The sequence below is a fragment of the Agromyces selenitireducens genome (genome assembly GCF_052748465.2).
In genome coordinates this window covers 290,882-316,342 of the sequence record NZ_CM188259.1, presented here as the reverse complement: position 1 = coordinate 316,342, position 25,461 = coordinate 290,882, and the positions used below count along the sequence as shown (strand labels likewise).

Sequence of the window (25,461 nt, the reverse complement as noted above, 5' to 3'; positions counted from 1 at the left end):
TTCTCTCGCCCCTTCTCGCCGGGGGAGGCCCCGCCGTCCTCGCTGGCGGGGAGGCCCCGCAACTAGACTCGAGCCTATGCGAGTCCACGTTGCCGACCACCCCCTCATCACGCACAAGCTGACGGTGCTCCGCGACGTGAACACCACCTCGCCGGTCTTCCGGTCGCTGGTCGAGGAGCTCATGACGCTCCTCGCGTACGAGGGCACGCGCGAGGTGAAGGTCGAGCCGATCGACATCGTCACGCCGGTCGCGCCGACGACGGGCGTACGCATCGCCGACCCCAAGCCGCTCATCGTGCCGATCCTGCGTGCGGGCCTCGGCATGCTCGAGGGCATGGTCAAGCTGCTGCCGTCGGCCGAGGTCGGCTTCCTCGGCATGGCGCGCAACGAGGAGACGCTCGAGCCGACGACGTACGCCGAGCGCCTGCCCGACGACCTGTCGGGCCGGCAGTGCTTCGTGCTCGACCCGATGCTCGCCACGGGCGGGTCGCTGATCGCGGCGATCGAGTTCCTGCTGAAGCGCGGGGCGACGGATGTCACGGCGATCTGCATCCTCGCCGCGCCCGAGGGCCTCGCCGCGGTCGAGAAGGCGCTGTACGGGCGCGGGGTGTCGATCGTGCTCGGCGCGGTCGACGAGAAGCTGAACGAGCACGGCTACATCGTGCCGGGGCTCGGCGACGCCGGCGACCGCCTCTACGGCACGGTCTGAGTCGAGGCCGCGTCGCACGCGCGGCGACGCGACATCCTGTGTTACCGGCACCTCTCGTCGCAGGATCTTCGTCGTGAGACACGCCGAAGGGGAATTGATCCGGCGACATTCGACAGATTCGCGTTCCGTCGAAGGATCTTGCAGGCGGTCCTGCATCGGTGCGTGACCTCGCCGAACGCGGCGCTGCGTCGCGCACCGCGTGCGACGTCGCGACGTGTCATCCGCCGTCACTATTTGACACATCCTCGATGTGCCGCTTGACTGCCCCACATGACCGACACCGCACGCCCCCTGATCGCCCTCGAGGCTCAGAGGACCCCCGGCACGATGATGCCGACGCGTGCAGCCATGTGTTGTCGAATGTGCCGCTGACCAGCGAACCCCCCGCCGAGTCACGCGACTGATCCCATCCCGATCGGCGCTGCTCCGTCGAACCCGATGCGCTTCCGGGTTCCCCCGGCCCGTCACGCGGCCATCGCTCCCCGACCCCTCGACCGGGGTCGACGACGCATCTTCAGCACAAGGATCCGCTCATGTCCCTCGCACTCGCTCGCACCGCCCGCCCGACCCACCCCGCCGTGCGCACCGCGCACCCCGCCGCCTTCGCGCCGCAGCCGGCCGCCCGGCCCGTCGCCGCGCCGGCGGCACCGGCGCCGTCCTCGCCCGCCCGGCCCGAGGCCGCCGCAGCAGACCGTCCCGCACCCCGCGTCCGCGCCGTGCCCGAGGGAACCGAGGCCCGCGGCTTCGTGCTCTACGTCGGCATCGACGAGGCGAAGGCCGCCGCCGACGGTACGAACCTGCACCGCATCGTCGAGGCGATCAGGACCCTGACCGCCGAGATCGCGCCGTCCGCCGAGACCTACGCCGCCGTCGCGCTGGCGCCAGAGGGCGCGGGCGGACGCGACGTCGACGTCGTCCGCCTCGCGCTGCAGGACCCGGCCGCGCTCGCGAAGCAGCGCGAGGAGCAGGGCGAGGGCCTGCGCGGCGACGCCGACCGCCACCCCGACGGCGTCATCATCGACATCTCGCGGAAGCGGGTGCTGCTCGACGGCGAGCCCGCCGGCCTGACCTACAAGGAATTCGAGCTGCTGCAGTACCTCGTGCTGCGCGAGGGTCGCACGATCGACCGCCACGAGCTCATCGACGGCCTCTGGTCCGACGAGGACGAGGTCCCGAACGAGCGCACGATCGATGTGCACGTGCGCCGCCTGCGCGCGAAGCTCGGCCACTACCAGGACATCGTCCGCACCGTCCGCGGCGTCGGCTATCGGTTCGACCGCCACGCCGACGTCTCGATCCGCCAGGCGTCGACGCCCAGCCCGGACGTCTTCTGACCGCGGAGACCCCGCGCCGCCGCGACCCCCGGATGTGAGCCGGGGGTCGTCGCACGCGCGAGCCGATCCGACATCCGTGCCACATTCGAGGCACACGGGCCTAGCGCCCGTTACCGATCTGTTATATCTTCGAAGTGCACCGGTTGTTTGCTGTGGCGGCCGGTGCGGAATGTGATTGCAGGACACTCTTGGTGCAAGGGCGAGGGCCGGTCGTCAGCCTCTACGACCGGCCCTCAACCGCGTCCGGGCGTCCCCAGTCCGGGTGACGTGAGGGCATGGCCGCCCCGCCGCCGTCCGGCGTCTCCCTATTGTGGGAGGATCGGCGGCGCCGCATCGAGGACGACTCGGGCGCCATGACCCACGGAGGGAGCGGGCGTGACGGATCGCGCGGCGGCGGTTGCGGCATGGGAGGCGCTGTTCCGCGCGCAGGTGCAGGTGATGCGCGGACTCGCCGCGGAGTTCCCCACCGAGCTCATGTCGTTCAACGAGTACGACGTCCTGCTGTACATCTCGCGCGCTCCCGGGCGGTCGCTGCGCCTGAAGGAGCTCAATCGCCACGTGCTCATCTCGCAGCCGAGCGTGAGCCGCCTCATCGACCGGCTCGCCGCACGCGGCCTGGTGGAGAAGACCGACGATCCGAAGGACGGACGCGGCACGCTCGTCCGCCTCACGCCGCAGGGGTTCGAGCAGTTCCGGCGAGCCGCCATCCTGCACATGCAGTCGATCACCGACCGGATGGGCGATTCGCTCGACGACGGCGAGCTCCACCGCCTCACCGAGCTGTGCGACAAGCTGCGCGAGGCGCAGGAGGAACGGCTGGCACAGCCGCGCTCCAACACGCCGACGGTGCAGTGAGCGGAAAATGACGGTGGGGCGGGAACCCTACCTCCCGCCCCACCGCGGCCTCTGAGGAGGCCCTCCCCGCCGAGCGACCCGAACTGAGCTCGGCGAGCTGAATCCCGAGCGACCTCTGCTGGGACATCCGGTCGCAAGTGTCGTCTTTCGACGTCTGCCGGGTTCGGGGACCCGGGCTCGGGTTTTGAGGAATCGTATCGCTCCGGCAGGGGTCGGCACACCGCCCCAGACCGGGGGCCACGCACTCGGGGGGCGGCGATCGCCGCCCGTCAGGACTCGCGCACGGCCTGCTCGGGCCAGTCCACCCACTCCTCGTAGCCGTCGTGGCGACGCAGGTACGCCGCGATGAACGGACAGCGGGGAACGATGCGTTCACCGCGGGCGACTGCATCGTCGAGCACGTGGCGGGCGAGCATGCTGCCGAGGCCCTGCCCCTCCCGGCCGGGGAAGACGACCGTGTGCGTGAACACGATCGTCCCCGGCCGCGTGCGGAACTCCGCGAAGCCCGCGAACTCGCCGTCGACGTGCATCTCGTACCGGCGGGCGCCGTCCTCGCGGCTGAACCGCACGTCGGGGTCGCTCACGACTCGACCGGCTGGATCGAGTCGGAGCCCGACGAGACCTCGCGTGCCGAGTCGGCCGACTCGACGACGACCTTGCGCGGCTTCGCCTTCTCGCTCACGGGGATCGTGACGCTCAGCACGCCGTTGGCATAGCTCGCCGAGATGCGCTCGGTGTCGACGCCCTGGCCGAGGCTCAGCTGGCGCAGGAACGAGGCGGCCTCGCGCTCTCGCGTGATCCACTTGACGCCCTCGCCCGAAGGCAGGGTGCGCTCGGCGCGGATCGTGAGCAGCTGACCGTCGACGTCGATGTCGACCGAGCCCGGGTCGATGCCCGGGAGGTCTGCGGTGAGCACGTAGTGGTCGCCGTCGCGATACAGGTCCATCGGCATGCGGCGGGGACCACGGCGGGTCGTGTCGAAGATCGCCGATGCGAGTCGGTCGAGGTCGCGGAACGGGTCGGTGTTGGCCATGATCAGATCTCCTTTCCTTCGCGGCGAAGTTGAGTCGCATCGACTCAAGCCATGCCTCGATGATACGAATTGAGTCCAGTCGACTCAAGTTCTGGTCAGGATAACCCCGCATAGGCCGGTTGCATTCCGCGAGCCGGCATGACGGACGCCGGGAGGCGGCGGACCGGCACGTGCACCTCGGCGATGCTCCCGGCGCGCCGGTGGCGCCCTACGAGTACCGGTGCGACCGGACCGTCGGCGTCGGACTCCTCGACGCCCGCCGGACCCAGCTCCGAGAGTTCGTGGATCACGACCGGATGCGTGGTCACGACCAGCGTGATCAACCACACGAACACGAGCGCGAACGCCACGATCTCGAAGACCGTGAGCGAGACCAGTCCCAGCCGGTCGTAGACCACGAACGCCGACACCTCGAGCACGAGCGACGCCCGCGACATGATCGCGAAGCTGCGGGGCATGCGGCGCACCAGCACCGGCGTGAGCGAAGCGAGGAGGGCGAACGCCGCGCCCGCCGCGCACGCGAAGGTGTTGTGCAGCACCTCATCGGTGTCGATCGGCACGAACCCCACGCCGGCGAGCGAGATCCCGATCACGGCGATCAGCGCCCGCACCGTCGGGACGGCACCGCGCCGGGCCGCGTGCTCGGGCCGCTCGATGCCGCTCGCGAGCCGCCCCGACATGGCGGCCATCGCCAGGCCGGACAGGATCAGCCCGAGGTTGAAGAAGACGGCCGCGAGGTCGTCCGACGTCCCGAGCGTGCTGAAGTTCAGGGCCCACCATGCGCCCGTCGTCGTCATGCTCATGCTGGCGAGACACCCCGCCGCCAGCAGCAGCGCGACCATGTTGAACGACCGGTACGCCGCCTGCCCGTGCGCCCTGCGGTGCACGGCGCCCGTCACACCGCCGAGCAGCCCGGCGATCAGTGCGCCCGCGGCGACGGCGCCACCCGGGAGCGCCGTGAACGCGTCCGCGGCGGCACCGACGGCGAGCGTCGCGATCACCGCCCAGACCGTCGCGTTCGCCGCGGCACGGTGCCGGCTCGTGAGCCGCGGAGCGCGACCCGACGCGTCCTCCGGCCGACGGTGCCGCGCCACGGCCATGACGAGCGCGGCGAGCAGCACCGCCGCGACGAGCACCCCCACGATGAGACAGGCCGCCGCCGCCGCACCGTCCACCGATGCGACGTGCCGCCCGGACACCCGCATGAGCTGGTGCACGACGGCGATCGCCACCGCGGACGCGATGACGAGCATCGCCGCGAGCAGCGTGATGTGCGTGATGTGACGGACGATCGGCGCCTGGCCGATCGTGGTGCCGGTACCCCTCATAGTCGCCCCGATCGCGGAAGACAAGCCGGTATCGAGCGTAACCGGGAGGGAGCCGCGACTGGGAACGCATGTCGCCGCTCGATGCCCGGTCAGCCCCGGAATTCCGCGTCGATCCGGGGAGTGCGGCGACTCGAGGCCATTGTCCCCCAAACCGGGGGACAAACCTGCACCATGGTGCAGTCTTGTCATATGGCACGCCTCGGAACCGACGCCGGAGCCGATCTCGTCCGCATCCGCGAACGGTGGCCCGCGGCATCCGTCACCGCCGACGCCGTCTTCGATACGCGCCTCGCGGCCCACTTCCCCACCCTGCACGGGCTCTTCGGCCGGCTCTACGGCGAACGCGACGACGCGCTCGACGCGCTGGCCGGAGTGATCGCCGACGCTGCCGCCTCGTGGGCCGAGCGGCCGGCCGACCTCAGGGCGGCCGATGCGCGTCGGGAGCAGGACACCGGCTGGTACCTCTCGAACGGCATGCTCGGCGGCGTCTGCTACGTCGACCGGTACGCGGGCGATCTCGACGGCGTGCGGGCGCGCATCCCCGAGTTCGTCGAGCTCGGCCTGACCTACCTGCACCTGATGCCGCTGTTCGCGGTGCCCGACGGCAACTCCGACGGTGGGTACGCGGTGTCGAGCTACCGGGCGGTCGCGCCGCACCTCGGCACGATCGACGACCTGGAGGCCCTGGCGGCCGAGCTGCGTGCGAACGGCATCTCGCTCGTGCTCGACTTCATCTTCAACCACACCGCGTCGAACCACGAGTGGGCGCAGCGCGCGGTGGCGGGCGAAACCGGGTACGAGGACTTCTACCTGATCTACCCCGACCGCACGATGCCCGACGCGTACGAGAAGACGGTCCGCGAGATCTTCCCCGACGACCACCCGGGCTCGTTCGTGCAGCTGCCCGACGGCCGGTGGATCTGGGCGACGTTCCACTCGTTCCAGTGGGACCTGAACTACGCGAACCCCGCGGTGTTCCGAGCGATGGCGGGCGAGATGCTCTTCCTCGCGAACCTCGGCGTCGACGTGCTCCGCATGGACGCGGTCGCGTTCATCTGGAAGCGGCTCGGCACGCCGTGCGAGTCGCTCCCCGAGGCGCACCTGCTGCTGCAGGCGTTCAACGCGGTCCTTCGCATCGCGGCGCCGAGCCTGCTCTTCAAGTCCGAGGCGATCGTGCACCCCGACGAGGTCGTCGAGTACATCTCGCTCGGCGAATGCCAGCTGTCGTACAACCCGCTGCAGATGGCGCTCACCTGGGAGGCCCTCGCGACCCGCGACCCGCGGATGCTGCGCCAGGCCCTCGAGCGCCGGCACGCGCTGCCCGACGGCTGCACGTGGGTGAACTACGTGCGCGGCCACGACGACATCGGCTGGACCTTCGCCGACGAGGACGCCGCCGAGTTCGGAATCGACGGCTTCGACCACCGCCGGTTCCTCAACGCGTTCTACGTGAACCGGTTCCCGGGGAGCTTCGCGCGCGGCGTGCCGTTCCAGGAGAATCCGCGCACGGGCGACGCGCGCGTGGCGGGCACGACGGCCTCGCTCGCCGGCATCGAGGCCGGTGACGCGCACGGCGTCGACCGGGTCCTGCTCGCGCACGCGATCGCGCTGTCGACCGGCGGCATCCCGCTCGTGTACCTCGGCGACGAGGTCGCGCAGCTGAACGACTACTCGTACGTTGACGACCCGGCGACGGCCGACGACAGCCGTTGGGTCAACCGCCCGCGCTACCCCGCCGAGGCGTACGCGCGACGCCATGACGCGTCGACGACCGCGGGAGCGGTGTACGCCGGGCTCACCCGCCTCATCCGCGTGCGGCGCGAGACGCCGGAGCTCGCCGGAGGGCACCTCGTGCCGTTCGACGCGAAGCACCCGACGGTGCTCGGCTACCAGCGGCCGGGTGCGACGGATGCCGCGGCGAGCGCCGGCACGCCCGCGACCCCGGATGCCGCGGCATCCGTCGACACCACGGTGCTCTGCCTCGCCAACGTGGGCGACATCCCCGCCACGATCGACGCGCTCACCCTCTCGGGGTTCGCGCCGGACGCGCACGAGCTCATCACCGATCGGCGGATCAGGCTCGACCGCGGCATCGTGCTCGACCCGTGCCACGTCGCGTGGTTGCGCGTGCGGCCGGCCGAGGCGCCGCCGCGGTTCTGACGCGGCGAGGACTCCGGCTCGGCGAGCCACCCGGCCGACATCACTCCGAACTCTTCCATCGGAGTCCGGCATGGAGGAGCATGGTCCGTGCGTGGAGCCGCGGCCGAGGTGAACCCTCACCCCGCGCGTCGCGGACCACAAGAGGAGCGGTGGGAGTGGGCGCCCTGTTGATCAGCACCATCGCACGCATCGAACTCGACGACGATGCGCTCCACCACGTCTTCTCCGTCATCGTGACGAAGCTCCGGCGCCGCGAGCCGGTGCTCCTCAACTGGACGGACGAGCACGGCATGCCCGAGTTCGTCCTCGTGAACCCGACCACCGAGGTCACCGCGACCTACGACGATCACGACCTCGGCGAACTCGATCCGCATCGGCTCCAGCGGCTCATGGTGCAAGCGAACAGCAACGCGGGCCTCTGCCTCGATGCGGCGATGGAGCGCAACACCGGATGAGCCGAACGACGAAGGCGGCCCGCCTTCGCGAACCGCCTTCTGCTGCGCGCCCGGAGGGACTCGAACCCCCAACCTTCTGATCCGTAGTCAGATGCTCTATCCATTGAGCTACGGGCGCATGGGATGCCGCCTGCGCGATCTTCGCTCATCAGGCAACCCCGTTACTTTATCCCACGCGACGCCGCCGCGCCAATCGAGCGCGCGGGCCGGGCGCGTCAACGGGTATCCCACGGCCTCCCGGCCGGTCATCCCCCGACCGGCTGCTCCTCCTCCTCCTGCTCCTCCTGCTGCTGCGCCTCGTCGTCCTCGTCCTCCGGGGACTGCTCGTGCTTCGACTCGGCGCTCCCCGCCTCCTCGAGCCGCTTCGAGAGCATCACGATCAGGATGACGCCGAACGTGTCGGCGACGAGCGAGATGTTGTACTCCCAGAACCACCAGATCCAGAACTCGCCCATCTCGAGTGGCAGGCCGTGCACCTCCTGCTCGCCGGACCAGACGTGGTATCCGGCGAAGATCGCCGCAACGGTCTGGACGAACAGGATGCCGGCCAGCACGAGTGAGAGGCTGTGCCGCTCCCAGAACGTGCCCTCACGAGCCGCACCCTTGAACCGGTACCTCGTCATGAGCACCCTCCCTTCGACCGGGACGGACGGCGCCCGCCCCGCGGCATCCGGTCGCCTAGCCCTTGAGCCCCGTCGACGCGACCCCGTCGATGATGCGCTTCTGTGCGAGGAAGAACACGATGATGAGCGGGATCGTCGTGATCACGCTCGCCGTGACGATGATCTCCCAGTGCCATTCGCCGCCGAAGCCGTACGCGTCGACGAGCGACTTCAGGCCCCGCGGCACCGTGAACGTCGACGAGTCGCGCAGGTAGATGAGCGCGCGCATGAGATCGGTCCAGACCGCCTGCACCTCGAACACCAGCACGACGGCGAGCGCCGGACCGGTCAGCGGCAGCGCGATACGCCAGAACACGCCCCACTGGCTCGCGCCGTCGATGCGGGCCGCCTCGAACAGGTCGCGCGGCAGCCCGAGGAAGAACTGGCGCAGCAGGAAGATGTAGAACGCGCTGCCGAACAGGTTGCCCGCCCACAGCGGGGTGAGCGTGCCGACCTGGCCGAGTGCGTTCCAGATCAGGAAGGTCGGGATCATCGTGACGGCGCCCGGCAGCATCATGGTCGCGAGCACGAGGCCGAAGAGGAATCCGCGGCCGCGGAACCGGAAGTACGCGAATCCCCACGCGACCATCGCGCTCGAGATCGTGACCGTCACCGCCGCGAGGACCGTCACGATCGCCGTGTTGACCAGCCACAGCGCGAGCGGCGCCTCCTGCCACACCTGCACGTAGTTGTCCCACGTGAACGTCTCGGGTATGAGCCGGTTGTCGAAGACGTCGCTGCGCGGCTTGAACGAGGCGCTCACGAGCCACACGAACGGGTAGACGAAGACGATGCCGATCAGCGTCAGCGCGACCCACGCCCCGACCGTGCCGAGCCGGCGTCGGGCGCGGGCACGGCCGCGGGGGCCGGCCGGGATGGAGCGCTCCGCGGCATCCGTCGTCTCGTGATCGGGCCGGGCGGCCTGCGACTCGGCGGCGGCCACGCGGATGTCGGTGCTCATCGGTCCCCCTCGTAGTAGACGAGCCGGCGCGAGACGATGAGCTGCACGGCCGTGATCGCCATGATCACGACGAAGAGCAGCCACGCCATGGCGGACGCGTATCCCATGTTCAGGAACTCGAACGCCTGCTGGAACAGGTAGATCACGTAGAACAGCGCGGCGTCGTTGCTGTACGTGGAGTTGCCCGCCCCGAAGAACGCCGTGTAGGCCTCGTCGAAGGTCTGCAGCGCCGCGATGGTGTTGACGACGATGATGAAGAACAGCGCCGGGCTGATCATGGGCAACGTCACGCTCGTCGCCTGGCGCCAGAACCCGGCACCATCGAGCTGCGCCGACTCGTACAGCTCCTTCGGCACGTTGCGCAGCGACGCGAGGAGGATGATGACCGACGCGCCGACGGTCCAGAGCGACATGAACACCAGGCCCGGCTTTACCCAGTTCGGGTCGGTGGTCCACGCCGGCCCGTCGATGCCGAGCCAGCCGAGCGCGCCGTTCACGATCCCGTTCGAGCCGTTGAACAGCAGCAGGAAGAGCACGCCGACCGCCACCGGAGGCGTCATCTTCGGCAGGAAGAACACGGTGCGGTAGAAGCCCGATGCCCGCCCGGCGCGGTCGAGGAGCAGCGCGAGCGCGAGCGACACGACCACGTACAGCGGCACCTGCAGCAGGGCGAAGAACGCGGTGTTGCCGAGCGCGAGCAGCAGCTTGTCGTCCGAAGCCATGGCGACGTAGTTCTCGATGCCGATGAACTCCGGATCGTTGATCACGTCGTAGTCGGTGAGCGAGAGGTATGCGCTGTAGATCATCGGCCACGCCGTGAAGACCAGGAAGCCGACCATCCAAGGGCTCAGGAACAGCAGCGCGGACATGAGGTTGCGCCGCCTGGCCCGGCGGCGGTTCCGGGGCGGCGGCGCCCCGGTCGGAGGCGCGACCGCCGCGCCGCCGACCGGGGGCTTCGGACCATCCGGCTGGGAGCTGACGCCGCCCGGCCGGGTCACGGTGGTCATCAGTCACCGCCCTCGAGTTCGGCCCACGCCTCGTCGAGCGCGGCCTGCGCGGTCTCCTGGGCCTCGGCGAGCGCCTCAGCCGGCTCGGCCTGGCCGTTGAGCACGCGGTTCACGGCCTCCTGCATGGCATCGTCGAACTCTGCGTCGGCCGGGTTCGCGGGCAGGGTCTCGGTGTGCTGGTTGGCCTCGTACATCGCGGCGACGCCCTCGCTCCACGGCGCCTCGTCGGCGGTCGTCATACCCTCGATCTCCTCGTCGGCGACGGTGTTGCCGGTGAGGATGCCCGTGAAGGGCAGGCCCTCCTCCTCGCGGAGCGCCACCCGCGCGTCGGCGGCGGCGCGCCACGCGTCGACGGAGGTCATCGCACGCGCCCATCGGCACGCGGCTTCGGGATTGTCGCTGCCGGCTGGGATGGCCCACGCGGAACCGCCTGCGAACGCGATGGGCTCACCGTCCGTCGTGCGGACCGTGTCGAACGCCATGGGCGCGTCGGGAGACACCTCGTTGAGCACGTTGAGGTACCACTGCTCCATCGGCATGGCGCCGAGCGTGTCCGTGGCGAACTGGTTGCCACCGCCGAAGAAGTCCGCGGCATCGCGGGTCGCCTTGATCGCGCTGAAGCCGCCCTGCTCCTCGTAGATGCCGACGGCCCACTCGAGCGCCTCGACGGTGGTCTCGTCGTCGAGCTGTGCAGTGCGGCCGTCCTCGCTCATGACGGACCCGCCCGCCGCGGCGACCCACAGCGGCAGGAACTCCGGGAGCTTGGAGTCGACGCCGATCACCGTGACGTTGCTGCCGTCGCGCTGCACCATGGCGCCCGCGGCCTCGGTCATCGCCTCCCGGTCCGACCCGTTGACGTCCTCGATCGTCATCCCGGCAGCATCCAGCAGCTCGGCATTGGCCATGGTGAGCTGCACGGTGTTGAACTCGGGGATGCCGTACACCGTGCCGTCGAGCGTGACCTGGTTCAGCGCCGACTCGACGAAGTCCCCCGTCTCGATGCCCTCGCCCTCGATGCAGTCGTCGAGCGGGATGATGGCCCCGCGCGCGGCGAGCGATCCGATCTGGTCGCGGTCGGCGTACAGCAGGGACGGCGGGTCGCCCGTGGCGACCGCCGAGAGGAACTGCTGGATGTCGAGGTCGCCCTCGATGAGCTCGACCTGCACGTCGCCCAGCTCGGCCTCCGCCATCTCCATGCGCGAGGTCGCGACCTCGTCGACGCCGGAGAAGCCCATGACCGTGAGTTCGCCCGACAGCTCTGCGCCGGAGTCGAACTCCGCGTCGACCTCCCCGGCCTGTCCGCCGGTTCCCACGGCGCAGCCGGACAGCAGGAGACCTGCGGCGGCGATGACACCCGCAGCGCGGGCTCGTTGATCGGAACGCATGTCCACCCCGTTCGTTCACGTCCCGTCCCCCGGAGACGAGGCAACCGTAGGGCCGGCGGCGATGCCGTCAGAAGGGGCTTGACAGAAGCGCTTCTCGGGAGCAGCGCTCACCCCCGAACGGGGGGTGAGCGCTTCGCGCGGGCACGCAGGCTCAGGGTCTCAGGACGACCTTCACGCACCCCTCCGACTTGTCCTTGAAGAGGTCGTACATTTCGCGCGCCTGCTCGAGGGGTGCTCGGTGGGTGGCGAAGTCCTCGAGGCCGAGCGGATCGTCCTCCGCCTCGGCGAGCGGCACGAGATCGTCGAGCCAGCGCTGCACGTTCGCCTGTCCGAGCCGCACCGTGAGCTGCTTGTCGAAGACCGTCATCATCGGCATCGGGTCCGCGTTGCCGCCGTAAACGCCGACGACCGAGAGCGTGCCTCCGCGCCGCACGGCGTCGATCCCCAGGTAGAGTGCGGTGAGCCGATCCACGCCCGCCTTCACGAGCATCGGCTTCGCGAGCGTCGACGGCAGCGAGCCGACCACGTTCTGCAGCAGTGCCGTGCCCGGGCTCCCATGGGCCTCGGTGCCGACCGCGTCGATGACGGCGTCGGGTCCCCACCCGCCGGTCGCGGTCGCGAGGGCATCCAGCGCCCGCTCGTGATCGCCGTAGTCGAACGCCTCGACGCCGTACCGCTCCGCCATGAGCCGGCGCTCCGGGACGGGGTCGACGCCGAGCACGCGATGCCCGCGGAGGCGGGCGATGCGCGCGGCCATCTGCCCGACGGGTCCGAGTCCGATCACGGCGACCGTGTCGCCGGACTCGAGGCCGGCGTACTCGACCGCCTGCCACGCCGTCGGCGCGACATCCGTCAGGAAGAGGTACCGCTCGTCGGGCAGGTCGCGACCGACCGCACGGAGGTTGGCGTCGGCCAGGAGCACGCGCAGCGCCTCGGCCTGCCCGCCCGGGACACGTCCGTACAGCTCGGTGTAGCCGTAGAGCCTGGCGCCGGTGCCCTGGTCGTCGTTGCGCGTGGTCTCGCACTGGGTGGTGAGGCCGGCACGGCACATCCGGCACGCGCCGCACGCGATGACGAACGGCACGATCACGCGATCGCCCACGGCGACCCGGCGCACGTCGGCGCCCACCTCCTCGACGATGCCCATCGCCTCGTGCCCGAGGACGTCGCCGCGGTGCATCACCGGCCCGAACACGTCGAGCAGGTGCAGGTCGGAGCCGCAGATCGCGGTCGACGTGATCCGCACGATCGCGTCAGTCGGCTCGACGATGCGCGGGTCGTCGACGTCGTCGACGCGGACGTCGCGGGCGGCGTGCCAGGTGACTGCTCTCATGCGTGCCATCCCAGCCCGCCGGCGCTCCCGTCATCAGGGGGTTGACACCCGTCGCGACCGGTCATCGTGATCGTGCGTACCCCACCGGGGCATTAGAGTCTGGGCATGGGCAAGCTCATCTACAACTCCTCGAACCGCGAGATCGAGATCGAGGACCGGACCCTCGCGCACCTGCGCGTGGCGATCATCAACAAGCTGCGCCGCTCCGAGAGCTTCGCCATGACGTGGGAGCACGGCATCGAGCACGGCAGCGGTCGCACCACGCTGTGGCTGCACGAGTCCATCCCGCTGCAGTTCGTGTTCAGCGGCAACCGGCCGCCCAAGCTCAACCGTCTCTGGATCGAGCAGATGCTGCTGTCGGCGAACAGCACCGCCGGCCTGCAGAACGTGCCCGAGCCCGCCGAGGACGAACCGCTCGAGATCGAGTGATGTCGGCGAGCGGATGACGCGGGGCGGTCAGTCGACCGCCTCGATCTGCGTCCGGATGAACTGCACGTCCGCGGGCGCCAGGCGCTCGGGAGCGTCACCGCCCAGCTCGGCGATCTCGCGCCGGACGCCGTCGGGGAGCGCCGCCTCCGGGTCGTCGAGGATGGCGTGCTTCGACTCGATCGACAGGTGCGGCCACCAGCGCTCGGCATCCGTCGCGTGCTCACCCATGGCGTGCCTCCCGGTTCCTGGCCGTCGTCCCTCCGTGGTACCAGCGCCCCGCGCATGCTGCAACCCCTCGCACGCCGCCGACCCGCGTGCCTACCGTGTGGGTGGGCGCGCACCGAGCGTGCCCGGAACGGAGGATCAGCATGAGCACGACCGTCACCGCTGACATCGAGGTGGACGTGCCCGTTCGCGTGGCCTATGACCAGTGGACGCAGTTCGAGTCGTTCCCGCACTTCATGAGCGGCGTCGAGTCCGTTCGACAGATCGACGACACGACCGTCCACTGGGTGGTCTCGATCGCCGGAGTCAAGCGCGAATTCGACGCCGACGTCTCCGACCAGGTGCCCGACGACCACGTCGCCTGGCGCAGCACCACCGCCGAGGTCGACCACCGGGGCCGAGTGGACTTCCGTCCCGGCTCCGACGGCGGGACCCGCATCGACCTGACCATCGAGTGGGAGCCCGAGGGCTTCGTCGAGAAGGCGGGCGCTGCCCTGCAGCTCGACGACGCGCAGGTCAAGCGCGACCTGCACAGGTTCAAGGAGTTCATCGAGGACCGCCACACCCCGACCGGCGCCTGGCGCGGCGAGGTGCACGGCGGCCGCGAGACGACCCCGGGTGCGGGTGCCACGGGCACCGCGACCCCGGGCACGGTCGCCGGGGCGCGCACGACGGGCGCCACGCCTGGCTCGACGAACCCGCCGACGAGCGGGGGCGTCGCCGGCAGCGACCCCGACCTGCGCGCCTGACGGCGCTAGTCGCGCATCCTGACACCGGGTTCGATCGCGAGCGGGTCCACCGTCGCGATCGGCCCGGTGTCGAGTTCTTCCGGCACGAGGCGGATGCCGCCCGAGGAGTTCGCGGAACGCATGAGGTCCTCGACCCACCTGCGGCTCAGCTCGGGCGGTTCTGGCTCGTCGAACACGAACCGGATCGGAATGTTGGGGTGCAGCCAGATCGTCGTCCGACCGCGCGGCTGGCCGTCCGGATGCCGCCACGACACCGTGAACGACTCGCCGCGGCGGAGCTTGGTGACGATCGCGACCTTGAGGTGGGCGAGCGCGCGATCCTCGATCCCGATCGGCGTTGCGGTGTCGCCGTAGAACAGCGTGCCCATGCCTCCGAGGGTACTCCGCGCGACGAGACGGCGGGCGGCTCCCGAGGGAGCCGCCCGCCGTTCAGGTCCGGGGTGGGACGGTCAGACAGCCTTCTTCCCGCCGAGGTAGCGCACCAGGAACACGATGACGGCCAGGACCGCGAGCACGAGGCCGACCCACAGCAGGAACTGCAGGGACTGCACGGCGCCGCCCGTGATCAGCAGCACGATGGCGGCGATGGCGATGACAGCGATGAGGATGTTCATGATCTCTCCTTCGGTTCCGTCTCTTGGACGGTTCACGGCCCCGCCGGGACGGCAGGGCCTCCGAGGCAGCCGGTGGCCTCGTGACGTCGACCGTACGGGAGCGTCGGAGCGAGCCGCGAGGGGTTGCCCCCCGTTCGCGGGGGGTGGTACCCGCGGGCGAGCACACGCCCGCAGCGTCGGCGCGCGCGCTGTCAACCCTTCGCGGCGGTCCGTCGCCGAGCGTACCGTGGCAGGGTCCGGACGACCGGAACCGACTGAGGAGGTCTCATGACCGACCACCTGATCGACCCGACGACCAAGCACGCCGCGGAGCCCTTCCCCCGGCAGGAGCAGCTTCCCCCCGGCCTCACGCCGGCGATGTCGCCGCAGCCCGACCATGGCGAGTACAGCTACCGCGGCTCCGGCCGGCTGGAGGGTCGCCGCGCGCTCATCACGGGCGGCGACTCCGGTATCGGTCGCGCCGTCGCCATCGCATTCGCGCGCGAGGGCGCCGACGTCGCGATCTCGTACCTCGAGTCCGAGCAGGCCGACGCCGAGGAGACGGCGCGCTGGGTGGCCGATGCCGGCCGCAAGGTCGAACTGCTGCCCGGCGACCTGCGCAACGAGCAGCACTGCGCCGACCTCGTCGATCGCACCTCCGCCGCCTTCGGGGGCATCGACCTGCTCGTCCTCAACGCCGCCCACCAGCGCGACCGCGGCGGCATCGACGAGGTGCCGTCCGCCGACTTCGACGCCGTCATGCGCGTGAACCTCTACGCCACCGTGTTCCTCGCCCGCGCCGCCGTGCCGCGCATGCAGGCCGGCGCGTCGATCATCACGACCTCGTCCATCCAGGGCTTCGACCCCTCGTCGCGGCTCGTCGACTACGCCATGACGAAGGCGGCGCTCGTCGCGTTCACGAAGGCGCTCGCCGAAGAGCTCGGGCCCCGCGGCATCCGCGTGAACTCCGTGGCACCGGGTCCGATCTGGACGCCGCTCATCCCGTCGACGGGCTGGCCCGACAAGCTGCCGAAGTTCGGCCAGGACACCCCGCTCGGGCGCGCCGGGCAGCCGGCCGAGCTCGCAGGGGCGTACGTGTACCTCGCCTCCGACGACGCGTCCTACACGTCGGGGGCGATCCTCCCGGTGACGGGAGGCAAGCCGCTCTGAGCCGGGGAGCGGGGACACCACTGGGAAGGAGCACACCATGCCGAAGGATCGCCGCGGGCAGTCGTCCCTCAAGGACCCGGAGCTCTACGAGGAGCTCCGCGACGACGGCGCCTCGAAGGAGAAGGCCGCCCGGATCTCGAACGCGGCCGCGTCGCGCGGTCGCAGCTCGGTCGGCCGCAAGGGCGGCGAATCGGGGAGCTACGAGGACTGGACCGTGCCCGAGCTGAAGAAGCGGGCCAAGGAGCTCGGCATCACCGGGTACAGCAGCAAGCGCAAGGGCGAGCTCATCAGCGCCCTTCGCAACCACTGAGGGGCAGCGGATGCCGCGACTCCGACGCGTCGAACCCTACGCGTCGCACGGCATCACGAGGCTCCGCAGTGGCCGCGGGTTCACGTACCGTCATGCCGACGGCTCGCTCGTCGACCGGGCGGTTCGCAACAGGATCGCGGACCTCGCGATCCCGCCCGCGTGGAACGACGTGTGGATCGCGGAGGCGCCGAACGCGCACATCCTCGCGGTCGGCGTCGACGCGGCCGGACGCCGCCAGTACCTCTACCACCCGGTGTGGCGCGAGAAGCAGGACATGGAGAAGTTCCTGCGCATGACGGCGCTCGCCGAAGCCCTGCCCGGCGCCCGCCGGAGCGTGCGACGCGACCTCGCGCTCGAGGAGCTGGTGCGCGAGCGGGTGCTGGCCGCTGCGTTCCGCACGCTCGACCTGGGCGCCATCCGCATCGGGTCCGAGGAGTCGCTGGCGACGGCCCGGAGCCGCGGTCTCACCACGCTCCTCGTCCGCAACGCACGACTCGAGGGCGCCGACGTCGTGCGGCTGAAGTTCCGCGCGAAGGGCGGCATCTCGCAGGACCTGACCCTCACGGACGAGTCGCTCGCGGCGTTCATCGCCGCCATGGAGGGCCGCTCCCCCGCCTCGCGCCTGTACGCATTCACCCACGGGCGGCGCATGCGGCCGGTCGGTCCGGTCGACGTGAACGAGGACATCCGCCTGCGCACGGGGGGCGACTTCACCGCGAAGGACTTCCGGACGCTCCGCGGCACGATCGCGGCGGCGGACCGGCTGGCGCAGCTCGGCACCGCCGGGACGCAGCGGGCGCGCGCGGCATCCGTGAAGGAGGCCATCGCACACGCCAGCGACGTGCTCGGCAACACGCCCGCGATCGCGAAGGCCAGTTACGTGGACCCGCGCGTCATCGCGGCGTACCAGCACGACCGCCTGGTGAACCTGCGGGGCCTCCGCGAGACGGCGCTCCTGCAACTGCTCGTGGACGACGCCGCGGAAGGATCGTCCTGACCCATCCCGTGTGCGGGGTGACGGTCTGCTGGGCATCCGCCGGACATTCCGCTCGCGGTACACGGCCCGACGTACGCTTGCGGTATCTATTCTTCGGGCGTTCGCCCGTGACACACCGGCTGGGAAGTCGACGACGACGGGCCGGCATCATGTCAACCGCATCCTCCTCAGCACCCGCCAGGCTCGGCGCCGTGCGCCTCACCCAGCCCCGCGGCGACCGTCCCCCGGTGACCCAGAGCTACGCCGCCCTCTCCCAGGTGGTCAAGGAGAGCGGCCTCCTGCGCCGGACCCCGTGGTTCTACAGCCTGCTCGTCGGCGGTCTCGCGATCGCGCTCGGCGGGGCGATCACCGGGTTCGTGCTGCTCGGCGACTCGTGGTTCCAGCTGCTCATCGCCGCGGCGCTCGGCATCATCTTCACGCAGTTCGCGTTCTTCGCCCACGAGGCTTCGCACCGCGCCGTCCTCGACGGCGGCCGGGCGAACGACCGGGTCGGTCGAGTGGTCGCGACGGCCGTGGTCGGCATCAGCTACCAGTGGTGGATGACGAAGCACACCCGGCACCACGCGAACCCGAACCAGGTCGGCAAGGACCCGGACATCGCGTTCGACACCATCTCGTTCACCGAGGAGTCCGCAGCGAAGCAGCGCGGCCTGCTCCGGTGGATCACCCAGCGGCAGGGCTGGCTGTTCTTCCCCCTGCTGACGCTCGAGGGCATCAACCTCCACGTGACGTCGATCCGCTCGCTGTTCGAGCGCCGCGCCGTGCCGGGCCGGGCGCTCGAGCTGGGCCTCATCGCGGCGCGCCTCGGCCTCTACCTTGCCGTGGTGTTCTGGTTCCTCCCGCTCGGCATGGCGTTCGCCTTCCTGGGCGTGCAGCTCGCGGTCTTCGGCATCTACATGGGCGCGTCGTTCGCACCGAACCACAAGGGCATGCCGCTCGTGCCGGCCGGCGCGAAGCTCGACTTCCTGAGCAAGCAGGTGCTGACCTCGCGCAACATCACCGGGCGCTGGACCACCCTGTTCATGGGCGGCCTGAACCACCAGGTCGAGCACCACCTGTTCCCGAGCATGCCGCGGCCGCACCTGGCAAAGGCGCGCGACATCGTCCGCGAGCACTGCCGATCCCTCGACATCCCGTACACCGAGACGACACTCATGCGCTCGTACGGCATCGTCGTCGAGTACCTGAACCGGGTCGGCCTCGCGGCGCGCGACCCGTTCGACTGCCCGGCCGCCGGGGAGCTCCGGCGCCGCTGACCGCACGACGGCCGAACGCCGCCCGGATTCATCCGGGCGGCGTTCGTCGGTTCGTCGGTGACGGTTCGGCGGTCAGGCCGCCTCGACGGGCTTCGGCCCGGCGGGCGAGGCGACTCCGACCGGCATCCGGTCCGGGTCGAGCACGATGCCGCCGCCGGAGTTCGCCGACCTCATGAGGTCCTCGATCCATTCGCGGTCGAGCTCGCCCGCCTCCGACTCCTGGAAGACGAAGCGGAGCGGGATGGCGGGGTGCAGCCAGAGCGAGCTGCGCCCGCGCGGCTGGTCGGGGCCGTGGCGCCACGAGAGCATGAAGCTCTCGCCGCGCCGCAGCTTCGTCGTGATCGCGATCTTCAGGTGCGCCAGTGCTCGGTCGTCGATCTCGACCGGCGTACCGGAATCGCCATAATAGAGAGTGCCCACGGCCCAACCGTACCCCCATCCGGGGGGCGATGCCTGGTTCTTGTTGCACAATGCGTCGCTTCTGCGGGCATTCACAGGTCGTTCAGCGAACCGCTGCGCGCTGAAGTACTTCAGCCGGTCGGGTCGGGAGAGCCGGCCGTCCGCGGATCCTCGAGCCGCACGTCCCCCGGGGCCTTGTCGGGCCGCAGGCCCCGCCAGCGCGGGTGTCGCGCGACGCCGGTCCGCGTCCACTCCCCGAACTCGATCTCGCCGACGAGTTCGGGCCGCACCCAGACCGCGTCCACGGTGTCGGCGGCCGGCACTCCCTCGAACGGCGCATCGGGACGCGTCATCCCGTCGAGCCGTTCGAGCAGCCGCTCGGCGTCGCGCTCGCGCAGGCCGGACCCGACGCGGCCCGCGTAGCGCCATCCGCCGTCGCCCGTCGGCACGCCCACCAGCAGCGAGCGGATACGTCCGGCGCGGCCCCCGCTGCCCCGCCGGTATCCGCCGATCACGACCTCCTGCGTGCGCGACACCTTGACCTTGACCCAGTCGTCGCTGCGGACGCCCGGCCGGTACGCGGACCGCCGACGCTTCGCGACGATGCCCTCGAGCCCGAGACGGCGCGCCTCCTCGAGCGCCGCGTCCGGCGCGACATCGACGGCCGGCGGCACGTCGACGGGAACGTCGTCTCGCCTCCGCACCAGTCGCTCGAGACGCTCGCGTCGGCGGGCGTACGGCTCATCGACGGTCGGCGTGCCGGCGACCTCGAGCACGTCGAACAGGTGCAGCACCACGGGCACGGATGCCGCGGCGGCCTCGACCTCGCGCGGCTTCGACAGGTTCATACGGCGCTGCAGCAGCCCGAAGTCGGGGCGGCCGGACTCGTCGAGCGCGAGGACCTCGCCGTCGACGATCGCATCGCCGCGGAACACGCGCGCGAGGTCGCCGAGCTCCGGGTAGGTCGCCGTGAGGTCGAGCCCGTTCCGGCTGACGAGCCGGGTGACCCCGCCCTCGACCTGGGCGAGCACGCGGATGCCGTCCCACTTCCATTCGATCGCCCACTCGTCGCCCGTGACGAGTCCGACCGCGCCTGCGGACGCGAGCATCGGCTTCGGCACGGGCGGCATCCGCTCGCCTGCTCTCCGAGGGTCTCGAGACGCGTCCCGAGGGCGCTCCTCGACGCGCACACGCTCCGGGGGTCGAGCAGACGACGGAGCCGGCGCCTCGACCCCGTGGCCGGCCGCGTGCTGCTCCTTCATGCGATGCAGCAGCCACTGGCTCTTCTCCCCCTGCCCCCCGGTTCGGATGAGCGCGAGCCGCACTCGCCCGAGCGGCCCGCCCACGCGGCCGGTGAGCGTGAAGATCACCTCGTCGTCGCGCCACTTCTCGGTGTCGTACGTGCCGGTGTCCCACACCGTCATCGACCCGGCGCCGTACTGCCCCTCGGGGATGGTGCCCTCGAAGACCAGGTACTCCATGGGGTGGTCCTCGGTCTGCACCGCCAGGTGGTTCGTCCCGGAGGTCTCGGGCACGCCCTTCGGGACCGCCCAGCTCTTCAGCACGCCGTCGCGCTCGAGCCGCAGGTCGAAGTGGAGCCGGCGCGCATGGTGCTCCTGGATCACGAAGCCCGGTTCGCCGTCGTTGGCGACGCCCCACGCCGACTCCGGCATCGGCTCGGGCGTCGCGCCGGCGGAGCGCATCGACAGGTACGTGCTCAGCGGGCCATCGGCGGATGCCGCGGTGACGGCCAGCATCGGGTCGCCGCGCTCCGCGACGAGCGCGACGACCTCGTCGGCCTCGAGCTGCTCGAGCCCCGGGTCGTCGAGCTCCTCCCACGTGCGCGGTGCCGCGACGGTCGGGCGGAACCGGCCGCGCAGCGAGTAGGGCGCGATCGTCGTCTTCTTGCCGTTGTTCTGGCTCCAGTCGATGAGCACGCGCCCGCCGCGCAGGCTCTTGCGCATGCTCGACACGATGAGGTCGGGGTGGTCGGCCTCCAGCGCCCTGGCGAGCTCGTGCGCGACCGCCGACGCCTGGTCCGACGTCTGCGAGCCGTCGAGTGCGGCGTAGAGGTGGATGCCCTTGCTCCCGCTCGTGACCGGCACGGCGTCGAGGCCCATGCCCTGCAGGATCGCTCGCACCATCCGGGCCACCTCGGCGCACTCGGGCAGGCCCATCCCCTCGCCCGGGTCGAGGTCGAACACCATGCGGTCGGGATTGCCGGGCTCGCCCGCCGGCGTGAACCGCCACTGCGGCACGTGCAACTCGATCGCGCCCATCTGCGCGAGCCACACGAGCGTCGCGCGGCTGTCGGCCACGGGGTACGACTTGTCGCCCTCGGAGTGGTGCTGCACGCCGCGACGGATCCACTCCGGCGCATGCTCCTCGAGGTGCTTCTCGAAGAACGCCTGCTCCGGATGCTGCGGGGTGCCGACGCCGTTCACCCACCGCTTGCGCGTGATCGGCCGACCGGCCACGTGCGGCAGCATCGTCGGGGCGATCTCGGCGTAGTAGGCGATCATCTCGCCCTTGGTCATCCCCGCCTCGGGGTACATGACCTTGTCGAGGCTCGTCAGGCGCAGCCGTCGTCCGTCGACGTCGACCATCTGGTACGGGCCCTGGGCCATCCCCCTATCCTGCCGCCTCCGGCTCATGCGGTGTCGGGCAGGGGTGCGACACCGTCATCGGCGGTCTCGGGCACGCGCGCGACACCGTCTCGTCCGGTTCCAGCTGGAGGTCACCCCTCGGGCAAGTACGGCGCGTAGGCCTCGAGACTGCCGTCTCGGACGGGGACCTGCATCTCGACGACCTCCCCTCCGACCCCGATATCGACCTCGACGTAGGACCCCGGGATCTGCTCCACGGTGTCCAGGAGGAACTCCTGCTCCTCGAGTGCCACCAGGTCGCCGGCCGGCACCTCCACGACGACCGTGTCGTCATCGTCGCTGAGCTCGACCTCGACGGGAGCATCGCCTCGATTGAACAGCGTGCCGAGCAATCGTCCCGGTTCACCGCGGTCGGCCGCGACGAGGACGATGCTGCGCGCCGCGACGTCCGAGACCTCGGCGTTCGCGCCGAGCGCGATGGCCTCCAGTTCCTCGGGAGGGAGCGGTTCGTCGCCGGCGACGACGGCGCAGCCGGCCATCGCGGCGAGCACGGCCGCAGCGCACGCGAACGGTGCCGCGCGGCGGACCGCCGTCCTCGGGAGTCGTCTCGCATTCATGCGGTGGTTCCCCTTCCCTCGTTCGTCCCTCACTCGATCCACGCAACCGGGCGACCGCCGCACCGTCAAGGGGTTGCACCCGGCCCCGCATCACGTCCGCGCTGTCAACCCCACGCGGACTGCGCGCGAACAGGGTCGATCGGGCCTACCGTGGCGTCATGACGGCTTCGGCGACACTGCTCATCCTGGGTGCGGACGGCGACCTCACGAAGCGCCTGCTGCTGCCCGGCCTCGGCACCCTGCTCGCGGCGCACGACGTGGAGCTCGAGGTGGTCGGGTCCGGGTTGCGAGACGTCGGCGACGCGGAGTGGCGCGGCTTGGTCGCCGATGCACTCGAGGCCGTGCCGGCCCAGCGACGTTCGCGGCTGCTCGGGTCGACGCGCTACGTGCGCGCCGATGCGACGGACGCCGCCGCGCTCGCCGGACTGCTCGCCGAATGCACGGCCGTGCCGGTCGTCTACTTCGCGCTGCCACCCGCCGTCACGGCCCGCGTGTGCCTCGCGCTCGAGCGCATCGACACGCCCGCCGGCATGCGGCTCGCGCTCGAGAAGCCCTTCGGCACCGACCGCGACAGCGCCCGCAGCATGAACGAGCTGCTCGCGCGCATCGTCCCCGAGCGGCAGGTGTACCGCATCGACCACTTCCTCGGCCGTGCCACGGTCCTCAACATCCTCGGCACCCGGTTCGCCAACCGGCTCATCGAGCCCATCTGGAACCGGCACTCCATCGAGCGCGTGGAGATCGTGTACGACGAGACGCTCGGCCTCGAGGGTCGCGCCGGCTACTACGACGGCGCCGGCGCGTTGATCGACATGGTGCAGAGCCACCTGCTCGCAGTGCTCGCGCTCGTGGCCATGGAGCCGATCGACCGGGTCGACGAGGTCGTCCTGCGCGACGCGGTGGCCGAGGTGCTGCGCCGCACCGCCGTGTGGCGCGACGATCCCGGCGCCGCGAGCCGGCGCGCGCGCTACGGAGCAGGCGACGTGGAGGGACGGAGCCTTCCCGCCTACGTCGACGAGCCCGGTGTGGACCCGCTGCTGGACACCGAGACGCTCGCGCAGGTCGTCGTCGGAGTCGACACCGAACGGTGGCGGGGCGTGCCCTTCGTCCTGCGGTCGGGCAAGGCGCTCGGGCGGAGCCGGAAGGTCGCCCGGGCGGTGCTGCGTCCGGCTGCGGCGATCGACGGACTCGAAGGGCGTCCGCACTCGGACTGGATCGAGCTCGACCTGCGCTCCGGCGAGGTCGAGGTGGGACTGACGATGAACGGCGGCGGCGACCCGTTCGTCCTCGAGCAGACGACGCTCGTGGCGAAGCAGGTCGCCGGTGCTCTGCTGCCCTACGGCGAGGTGCTGAAGGGCATCCTGAACGACGACCCGACCCTGTCCATCCGCGGCGACGTCGCCGAGGAGTCGTGGCGCATCGTCGAGCCGGTCCTCGCCGCCTGGCGCGACGACCTCGTGCCCCTCGAGCAGTACCCGGCCGGATCCGGCGGCCCGCAGGGCTGGTAGGCACGACGCAAGGGCTACCGCTCGCGCCGTCCAAGGTGTCTACTGAGAGGATGCGAGCCGTCTGGAAAGGGGCGGTCACATTCGGCCTGGTCAATGTGCCCGTCAAGCTCTACAGCGCCACCGAGGACCACGACGTGTCCCTGCACCAGGTGCACGACACCGACGGCGGGCGCATCCGCTACCAGCGCATCTGCGAGATCGACGGCGAGGTCGTGCCGTACCAGCACATCGACAAGGCGTACGACGACGGCGAGCGCACGGTCATCATCACCGATGAGGATCTCAAGTCGCTGCCCGCCGAGCGCAGCCGCGAGATCGAGGTCGTCGAGTTCGTGCCCACCGAGCAGATCGACCCGATCATGTTCGACCGGAGCTACTTCCTCGAGCCCGACTCGGCATCGAACAAGGCCTACGTGCTGCTGCGCGAGGCGCTCGAGTCGACCGAGCGCACGGCGGTGGTGCGGATGGCGCTGCGGCAGAAGACGCGGCTCGCGGCGCTCCGCGTGTTCGGCGACGTGCTCATGGTGCAGACGCTGCGGTGGAGCGACGAGGTGCGCGAGGCGAAGTTCCCGGCACTCGACGAGCCCGCGAAGATCACGTCGAAGGAGCTCGACCTGTCGAAGCAGCTCATCGAGAGCCTCTCGAGCGACTTCGAGCCCGAGGAGTTCGTCGACGAGTACCAGCAGGAGCTGCGGACCCTCATCCAGGCGAAGCTCGAGCAGGGCGACGCGCTCGACACCGCGGCGACGTTCGGCGAGCAGCCCGAAGAGGAGGGCGGCGAGGTCATCGACCTGATGGAGGCGCTGCGCCAGTCCATCGCAGCCAAGCGCGGCGGCGCGGATGCCGCGGCCGAGCCCGACGAGAAGAAGCCCGCGGCGAAGAAGCCCGCCGCGCGGAAGGCCGCGGCGAAGTCGGGCACGAAGGCGTCGTCGAGATCCGGCGAGGCCGAGGAGAAGCCCGCGACGAAGCGGAAGACCGCCAAGAAGGCGGGCTGAGCGCCCGGGGCCCGAGCGTCAACCCCTGTGCCCCCGGCGACGCCGGACGTACGGTGGCGGCATGAGCGACAACGACGACATCCTCGCGCGCTTCGCGGCCGGCGAGGGAGAGAACGGGCCGCCGGCGCCGCGCGCCGACACGTCGGGCTCGGCCGACGACATCCCCGGCGCGAACACGAACCCCGACGACGAGCGCACGAGTCCGAGCAGCGAGAACGAGACCGCGGCCAAGCAGGGCGATCCGGTGCCCGACCGCGTCGCCGACGACCTCGACGAGTCGCAGATCCGAGCGGTCCCCGGCACGGGCGGGCCCGACGACTCCGGCGACGTGGACGTCGACCCCGACGAGCTGAACCTGCCCGGCCGCGACTGACCTCGGCGACGC

At 70.8% G+C, this 25,461-nt stretch carries 28 protein-coding genes and 1 tRNA gene; 14 read left to right on the top strand and 15 right to left on the bottom strand.

Annotated elements, in window-relative coordinates; all coding sequences use genetic code 11:
- Nucleotides 1-76 precede the first annotated feature (76 nt).
- The 3 genes from upp to ACULK4_RS01525 all read left to right on the top strand — a co-directional run bounded on the left by upp (nt 77) and on the right by ACULK4_RS01525 (nt 2,898).
- Nucleotides 77-709 (top strand): uracil phosphoribosyltransferase, encoded by a 633-nt coding sequence (gene upp, locus ACULK4_RS01535; protein WP_445966865.1) that lies wholly within the window; start codon nt 77-79, stop codon nt 707-709.
- A 533-nt stretch (nt 710-1,242) separates the two neighbouring features.
- Nucleotides 1,243-2,043, top strand: coding sequence for a winged helix-turn-helix domain-containing protein (locus tag ACULK4_RS01530; protein WP_445966864.1), 801 nt, complete (start codon nt 1,243-1,245; stop codon nt 2,041-2,043).
- 375 nt (nt 2,044-2,418) lie between these two features.
- Nucleotides 2,419-2,898, top strand: a complete 480-nt coding sequence (locus tag ACULK4_RS01525) for a MarR family winged helix-turn-helix transcriptional regulator (RefSeq protein WP_445966863.1) — start codon at nt 2,419-2,421, stop codon at nt 2,896-2,898.
- 269 nt (nt 2,899-3,167) lie between these two features.
- On the opposite strand, the gene ACULK4_RS01520 is transcribed toward ACULK4_RS01525, so the two are convergent.
- From ACULK4_RS01520 to ACULK4_RS01510, 3 genes are all read right to left on the bottom strand, one after another.
- The gene (locus ACULK4_RS01520) at nt 3,168-3,482 is read right to left on the bottom strand and encodes a GNAT family N-acetyltransferase (RefSeq protein ID WP_445966862.1); all 315 of its coding nucleotides are present in this window, start codon (nt 3,480-3,482) and stop codon (nt 3,168-3,170) included.
- Complete coding sequence (locus tag ACULK4_RS01515; protein ID WP_445966861.1) at nt 3,479-3,931, bottom strand: Hsp20/alpha crystallin family protein; 453 nt, start codon at nt 3,929-3,931, stop codon at nt 3,479-3,481. The genes ACULK4_RS01520 and ACULK4_RS01515 overlap by 4 nt, the downstream gene beginning before the upstream one ends.
- Before the next feature lie 95 nt (nt 3,932-4,026).
- Complete coding sequence (locus ACULK4_RS01510; RefSeq protein ID WP_501043349.1) at nt 4,027-5,283, bottom strand: DUF998 domain-containing protein; 1,257 nt, start codon at nt 5,281-5,283, stop codon at nt 4,027-4,029.
- 165 nt (nt 5,284-5,448) lie between these two features.
- On the opposite strand from ACULK4_RS01510, the gene ACULK4_RS01505 reads away from it, so the two are divergent.
- Both ACULK4_RS01505 and ACULK4_RS01500 read left to right on the top strand, forming a co-directional pair.
- Nucleotides 5,449-7,419: an alpha-amylase family protein gene (locus ACULK4_RS01505; protein ID WP_445966859.1), complete on the top strand. Its 1,971-nt coding sequence runs from the start codon at nt 5,449-5,451 to the stop codon at nt 7,417-7,419.
- A gap of 155 nt (nt 7,420-7,574) precedes the next feature.
- On the top strand, nt 7,575-7,874 hold the full coding sequence (locus tag ACULK4_RS01500; RefSeq protein ID WP_445966858.1) for a DUF7882 family protein: 300 nt from the start codon (nt 7,575-7,577) through the stop codon (nt 7,872-7,874).
- A 45-nt stretch (nt 7,875-7,919) separates the two neighbouring features.
- On the opposite strand, the gene ACULK4_RS01495 is transcribed toward ACULK4_RS01500, so the two are convergent.
- The 6 genes from ACULK4_RS01495 to ACULK4_RS01470 form a co-directional block, all read right to left on the bottom strand.
- A tRNA-Arg gene (locus ACULK4_RS01495) sits at nt 7,920-7,992 on the bottom strand.
- Between the two features lie 127 nt (nt 7,993-8,119).
- Nucleotides 8,120-8,497: a DUF6766 family protein gene (locus ACULK4_RS01490; RefSeq protein WP_445966857.1), complete on the bottom strand. Its 378-nt coding sequence runs from the start codon at nt 8,495-8,497 to the stop codon at nt 8,120-8,122.
- 55 nt (nt 8,498-8,552) lie between these two features.
- Nucleotides 8,553-9,497 carry a carbohydrate ABC transporter permease gene (locus ACULK4_RS01485; RefSeq protein ID WP_445966856.1) on the bottom strand — a complete coding sequence of 315 codons (945 nt, stop codon included), beginning with the start codon at nt 9,495-9,497 and terminating at the stop codon, nt 8,553-8,555.
- Nucleotides 9,494-10,366: a carbohydrate ABC transporter permease gene (locus ACULK4_RS01480; RefSeq protein WP_445966891.1), complete on the bottom strand. Its 873-nt coding sequence runs from the start codon at nt 10,364-10,366 to the stop codon at nt 9,494-9,496. Before ACULK4_RS01480 ends, ACULK4_RS01485 begins: the two co-directional genes overlap by 4 nt.
- 137 nt (nt 10,367-10,503) lie before the next feature.
- Nucleotides 10,504-11,889: an ABC transporter substrate-binding protein gene (locus ACULK4_RS01475; RefSeq protein ID WP_445966855.1), complete on the bottom strand. Its 1,386-nt coding sequence runs from the start codon at nt 11,887-11,889 to the stop codon at nt 10,504-10,506.
- A gap of 151 nt (nt 11,890-12,040) precedes the next feature.
- Complete coding sequence (locus tag ACULK4_RS01470) at nt 12,041-13,222, bottom strand: alcohol dehydrogenase catalytic domain-containing protein (RefSeq protein WP_445966854.1); 1,182 nt, start codon at nt 13,220-13,222, stop codon at nt 12,041-12,043.
- Between the two features lie 105 nt (nt 13,223-13,327).
- Here ACULK4_RS01470 and ACULK4_RS01465 point away from each other — a divergent pair, with 105 nt between their 5' ends.
- Nucleotides 13,328-13,651 (top strand): DUF7882 family protein, encoded by a 324-nt coding sequence (locus ACULK4_RS01465; RefSeq protein WP_445966853.1) that lies wholly within the window; start codon nt 13,328-13,330, stop codon nt 13,649-13,651.
- A 27-nt stretch (nt 13,652-13,678) separates the two neighbouring features.
- Here the strand turns inward: ACULK4_RS01465 and ACULK4_RS01460 are convergent, their stop codons facing one another.
- Complete coding sequence (locus ACULK4_RS01460) at nt 13,679-13,879, bottom strand: hypothetical protein (RefSeq protein ID WP_445966852.1); 201 nt, start codon at nt 13,877-13,879, stop codon at nt 13,679-13,681.
- 140 nt (nt 13,880-14,019) lie between these two features.
- On the opposite strand from ACULK4_RS01460, the gene ACULK4_RS01455 reads away from it, so the two are divergent.
- The gene (locus ACULK4_RS01455) at nt 14,020-14,625 is read left to right on the top strand and encodes an SRPBCC family protein (protein WP_445966851.1); all 606 of its coding nucleotides are present in this window, start codon (nt 14,020-14,022) and stop codon (nt 14,623-14,625) included.
- A gap of 5 nt (nt 14,626-14,630) precedes the next feature.
- Here the strand turns inward: ACULK4_RS01455 and ACULK4_RS01450 are convergent, their stop codons facing one another.
- Both ACULK4_RS01450 and ACULK4_RS01445 read right to left on the bottom strand, forming a co-directional pair.
- Nucleotides 14,631-14,993, bottom strand: coding sequence for a DUF7882 family protein (locus tag ACULK4_RS01450; RefSeq protein ID WP_445966850.1), 363 nt, complete (start codon nt 14,991-14,993; stop codon nt 14,631-14,633).
- An 81-nt stretch (nt 14,994-15,074) separates the two neighbouring features.
- The gene (locus tag ACULK4_RS01445) at nt 15,075-15,239 is read right to left on the bottom strand and encodes a hypothetical protein (RefSeq protein WP_445966849.1); all 165 of its coding nucleotides are present in this window, start codon (nt 15,237-15,239) and stop codon (nt 15,075-15,077) included.
- Nucleotides 15,240-15,506: 267 nt separating this feature from the next.
- Here ACULK4_RS01445 and ACULK4_RS01440 point away from each other — a divergent pair, with 267 nt between their 5' ends.
- From ACULK4_RS01440 to ACULK4_RS01425, 4 genes are all read left to right on the top strand, one after another.
- Nucleotides 15,507-16,388, top strand: a complete 882-nt coding sequence (locus tag ACULK4_RS01440) for an SDR family oxidoreductase (RefSeq protein ID WP_445966848.1) — start codon at nt 15,507-15,509, stop codon at nt 16,386-16,388.
- A 37-nt stretch (nt 16,389-16,425) separates the two neighbouring features.
- Nucleotides 16,426-16,698 (top strand): DUF7218 family protein, encoded by a 273-nt coding sequence (locus ACULK4_RS01435; RefSeq protein ID WP_445966847.1) that lies wholly within the window; start codon nt 16,426-16,428, stop codon nt 16,696-16,698.
- 10 nt (nt 16,699-16,708) lie between these two features.
- Entirely contained in the window at nt 16,709-17,695 is a 987-nt protein-coding gene (locus tag ACULK4_RS01430; RefSeq protein ID WP_445966846.1) for a DNA topoisomerase IB, read from the top strand.
- A gap of 149 nt (nt 17,696-17,844) precedes the next feature.
- Nucleotides 17,845-18,951 carry a fatty acid desaturase family protein gene (locus ACULK4_RS01425; protein ID WP_445966845.1) on the top strand — a complete coding sequence of 369 codons (1,107 nt, stop codon included), beginning with the start codon at nt 17,845-17,847 and terminating at the stop codon, nt 18,949-18,951.
- A gap of 72 nt (nt 18,952-19,023) precedes the next feature.
- Here ACULK4_RS01425 and ACULK4_RS01420 read toward each other — a convergent pair whose 3' ends face one another.
- The 3 genes from ACULK4_RS01420 to ACULK4_RS01410 form a co-directional block, all read right to left on the bottom strand.
- Entirely contained in the window at nt 19,024-19,371 is a 348-nt protein-coding gene (locus tag ACULK4_RS01420; protein WP_445966844.1) for a DUF7882 family protein, read from the bottom strand.
- A 110-nt stretch (nt 19,372-19,481) separates the two neighbouring features.
- Nucleotides 19,482-21,977, bottom strand: coding sequence for an ATP-dependent DNA ligase (locus ACULK4_RS01415; protein WP_445966843.1), 2,496 nt, complete (start codon nt 21,975-21,977; stop codon nt 19,482-19,484).
- A gap of 110 nt (nt 21,978-22,087) precedes the next feature.
- Nucleotides 22,088-22,573: a hypothetical protein gene (locus tag ACULK4_RS01410; protein ID WP_445966842.1), complete on the bottom strand. Its 486-nt coding sequence runs from the start codon at nt 22,571-22,573 to the stop codon at nt 22,088-22,090.
- Between the two features lie 158 nt (nt 22,574-22,731).
- On the opposite strand from ACULK4_RS01410, the gene ACULK4_RS01405 reads away from it, so the two are divergent.
- From ACULK4_RS01405 to ACULK4_RS01395, 3 genes are all read left to right on the top strand, one after another.
- Nucleotides 22,732-24,081 carry a glucose-6-phosphate dehydrogenase gene (locus tag ACULK4_RS01405; RefSeq protein ID WP_445966841.1) on the top strand — a complete coding sequence of 450 codons (1,350 nt, stop codon included), beginning with the start codon at nt 22,732-22,734 and terminating at the stop codon, nt 24,079-24,081.
- 50 nt (nt 24,082-24,131) lie between these two features.
- Nucleotides 24,132-25,076, top strand: a complete 945-nt coding sequence (gene ku / locus ACULK4_RS01400; RefSeq protein WP_445966840.1) for a non-homologous end joining protein Ku — start codon at nt 24,132-24,134, stop codon at nt 25,074-25,076.
- A gap of 61 nt (nt 25,077-25,137) precedes the next feature.
- Nucleotides 25,138-25,449: a hypothetical protein gene (locus ACULK4_RS01395; RefSeq protein WP_445966839.1), complete on the top strand. Its 312-nt coding sequence runs from the start codon at nt 25,138-25,140 to the stop codon at nt 25,447-25,449.
- Nucleotides 25,450-25,461 lie beyond the last annotated feature (12 nt).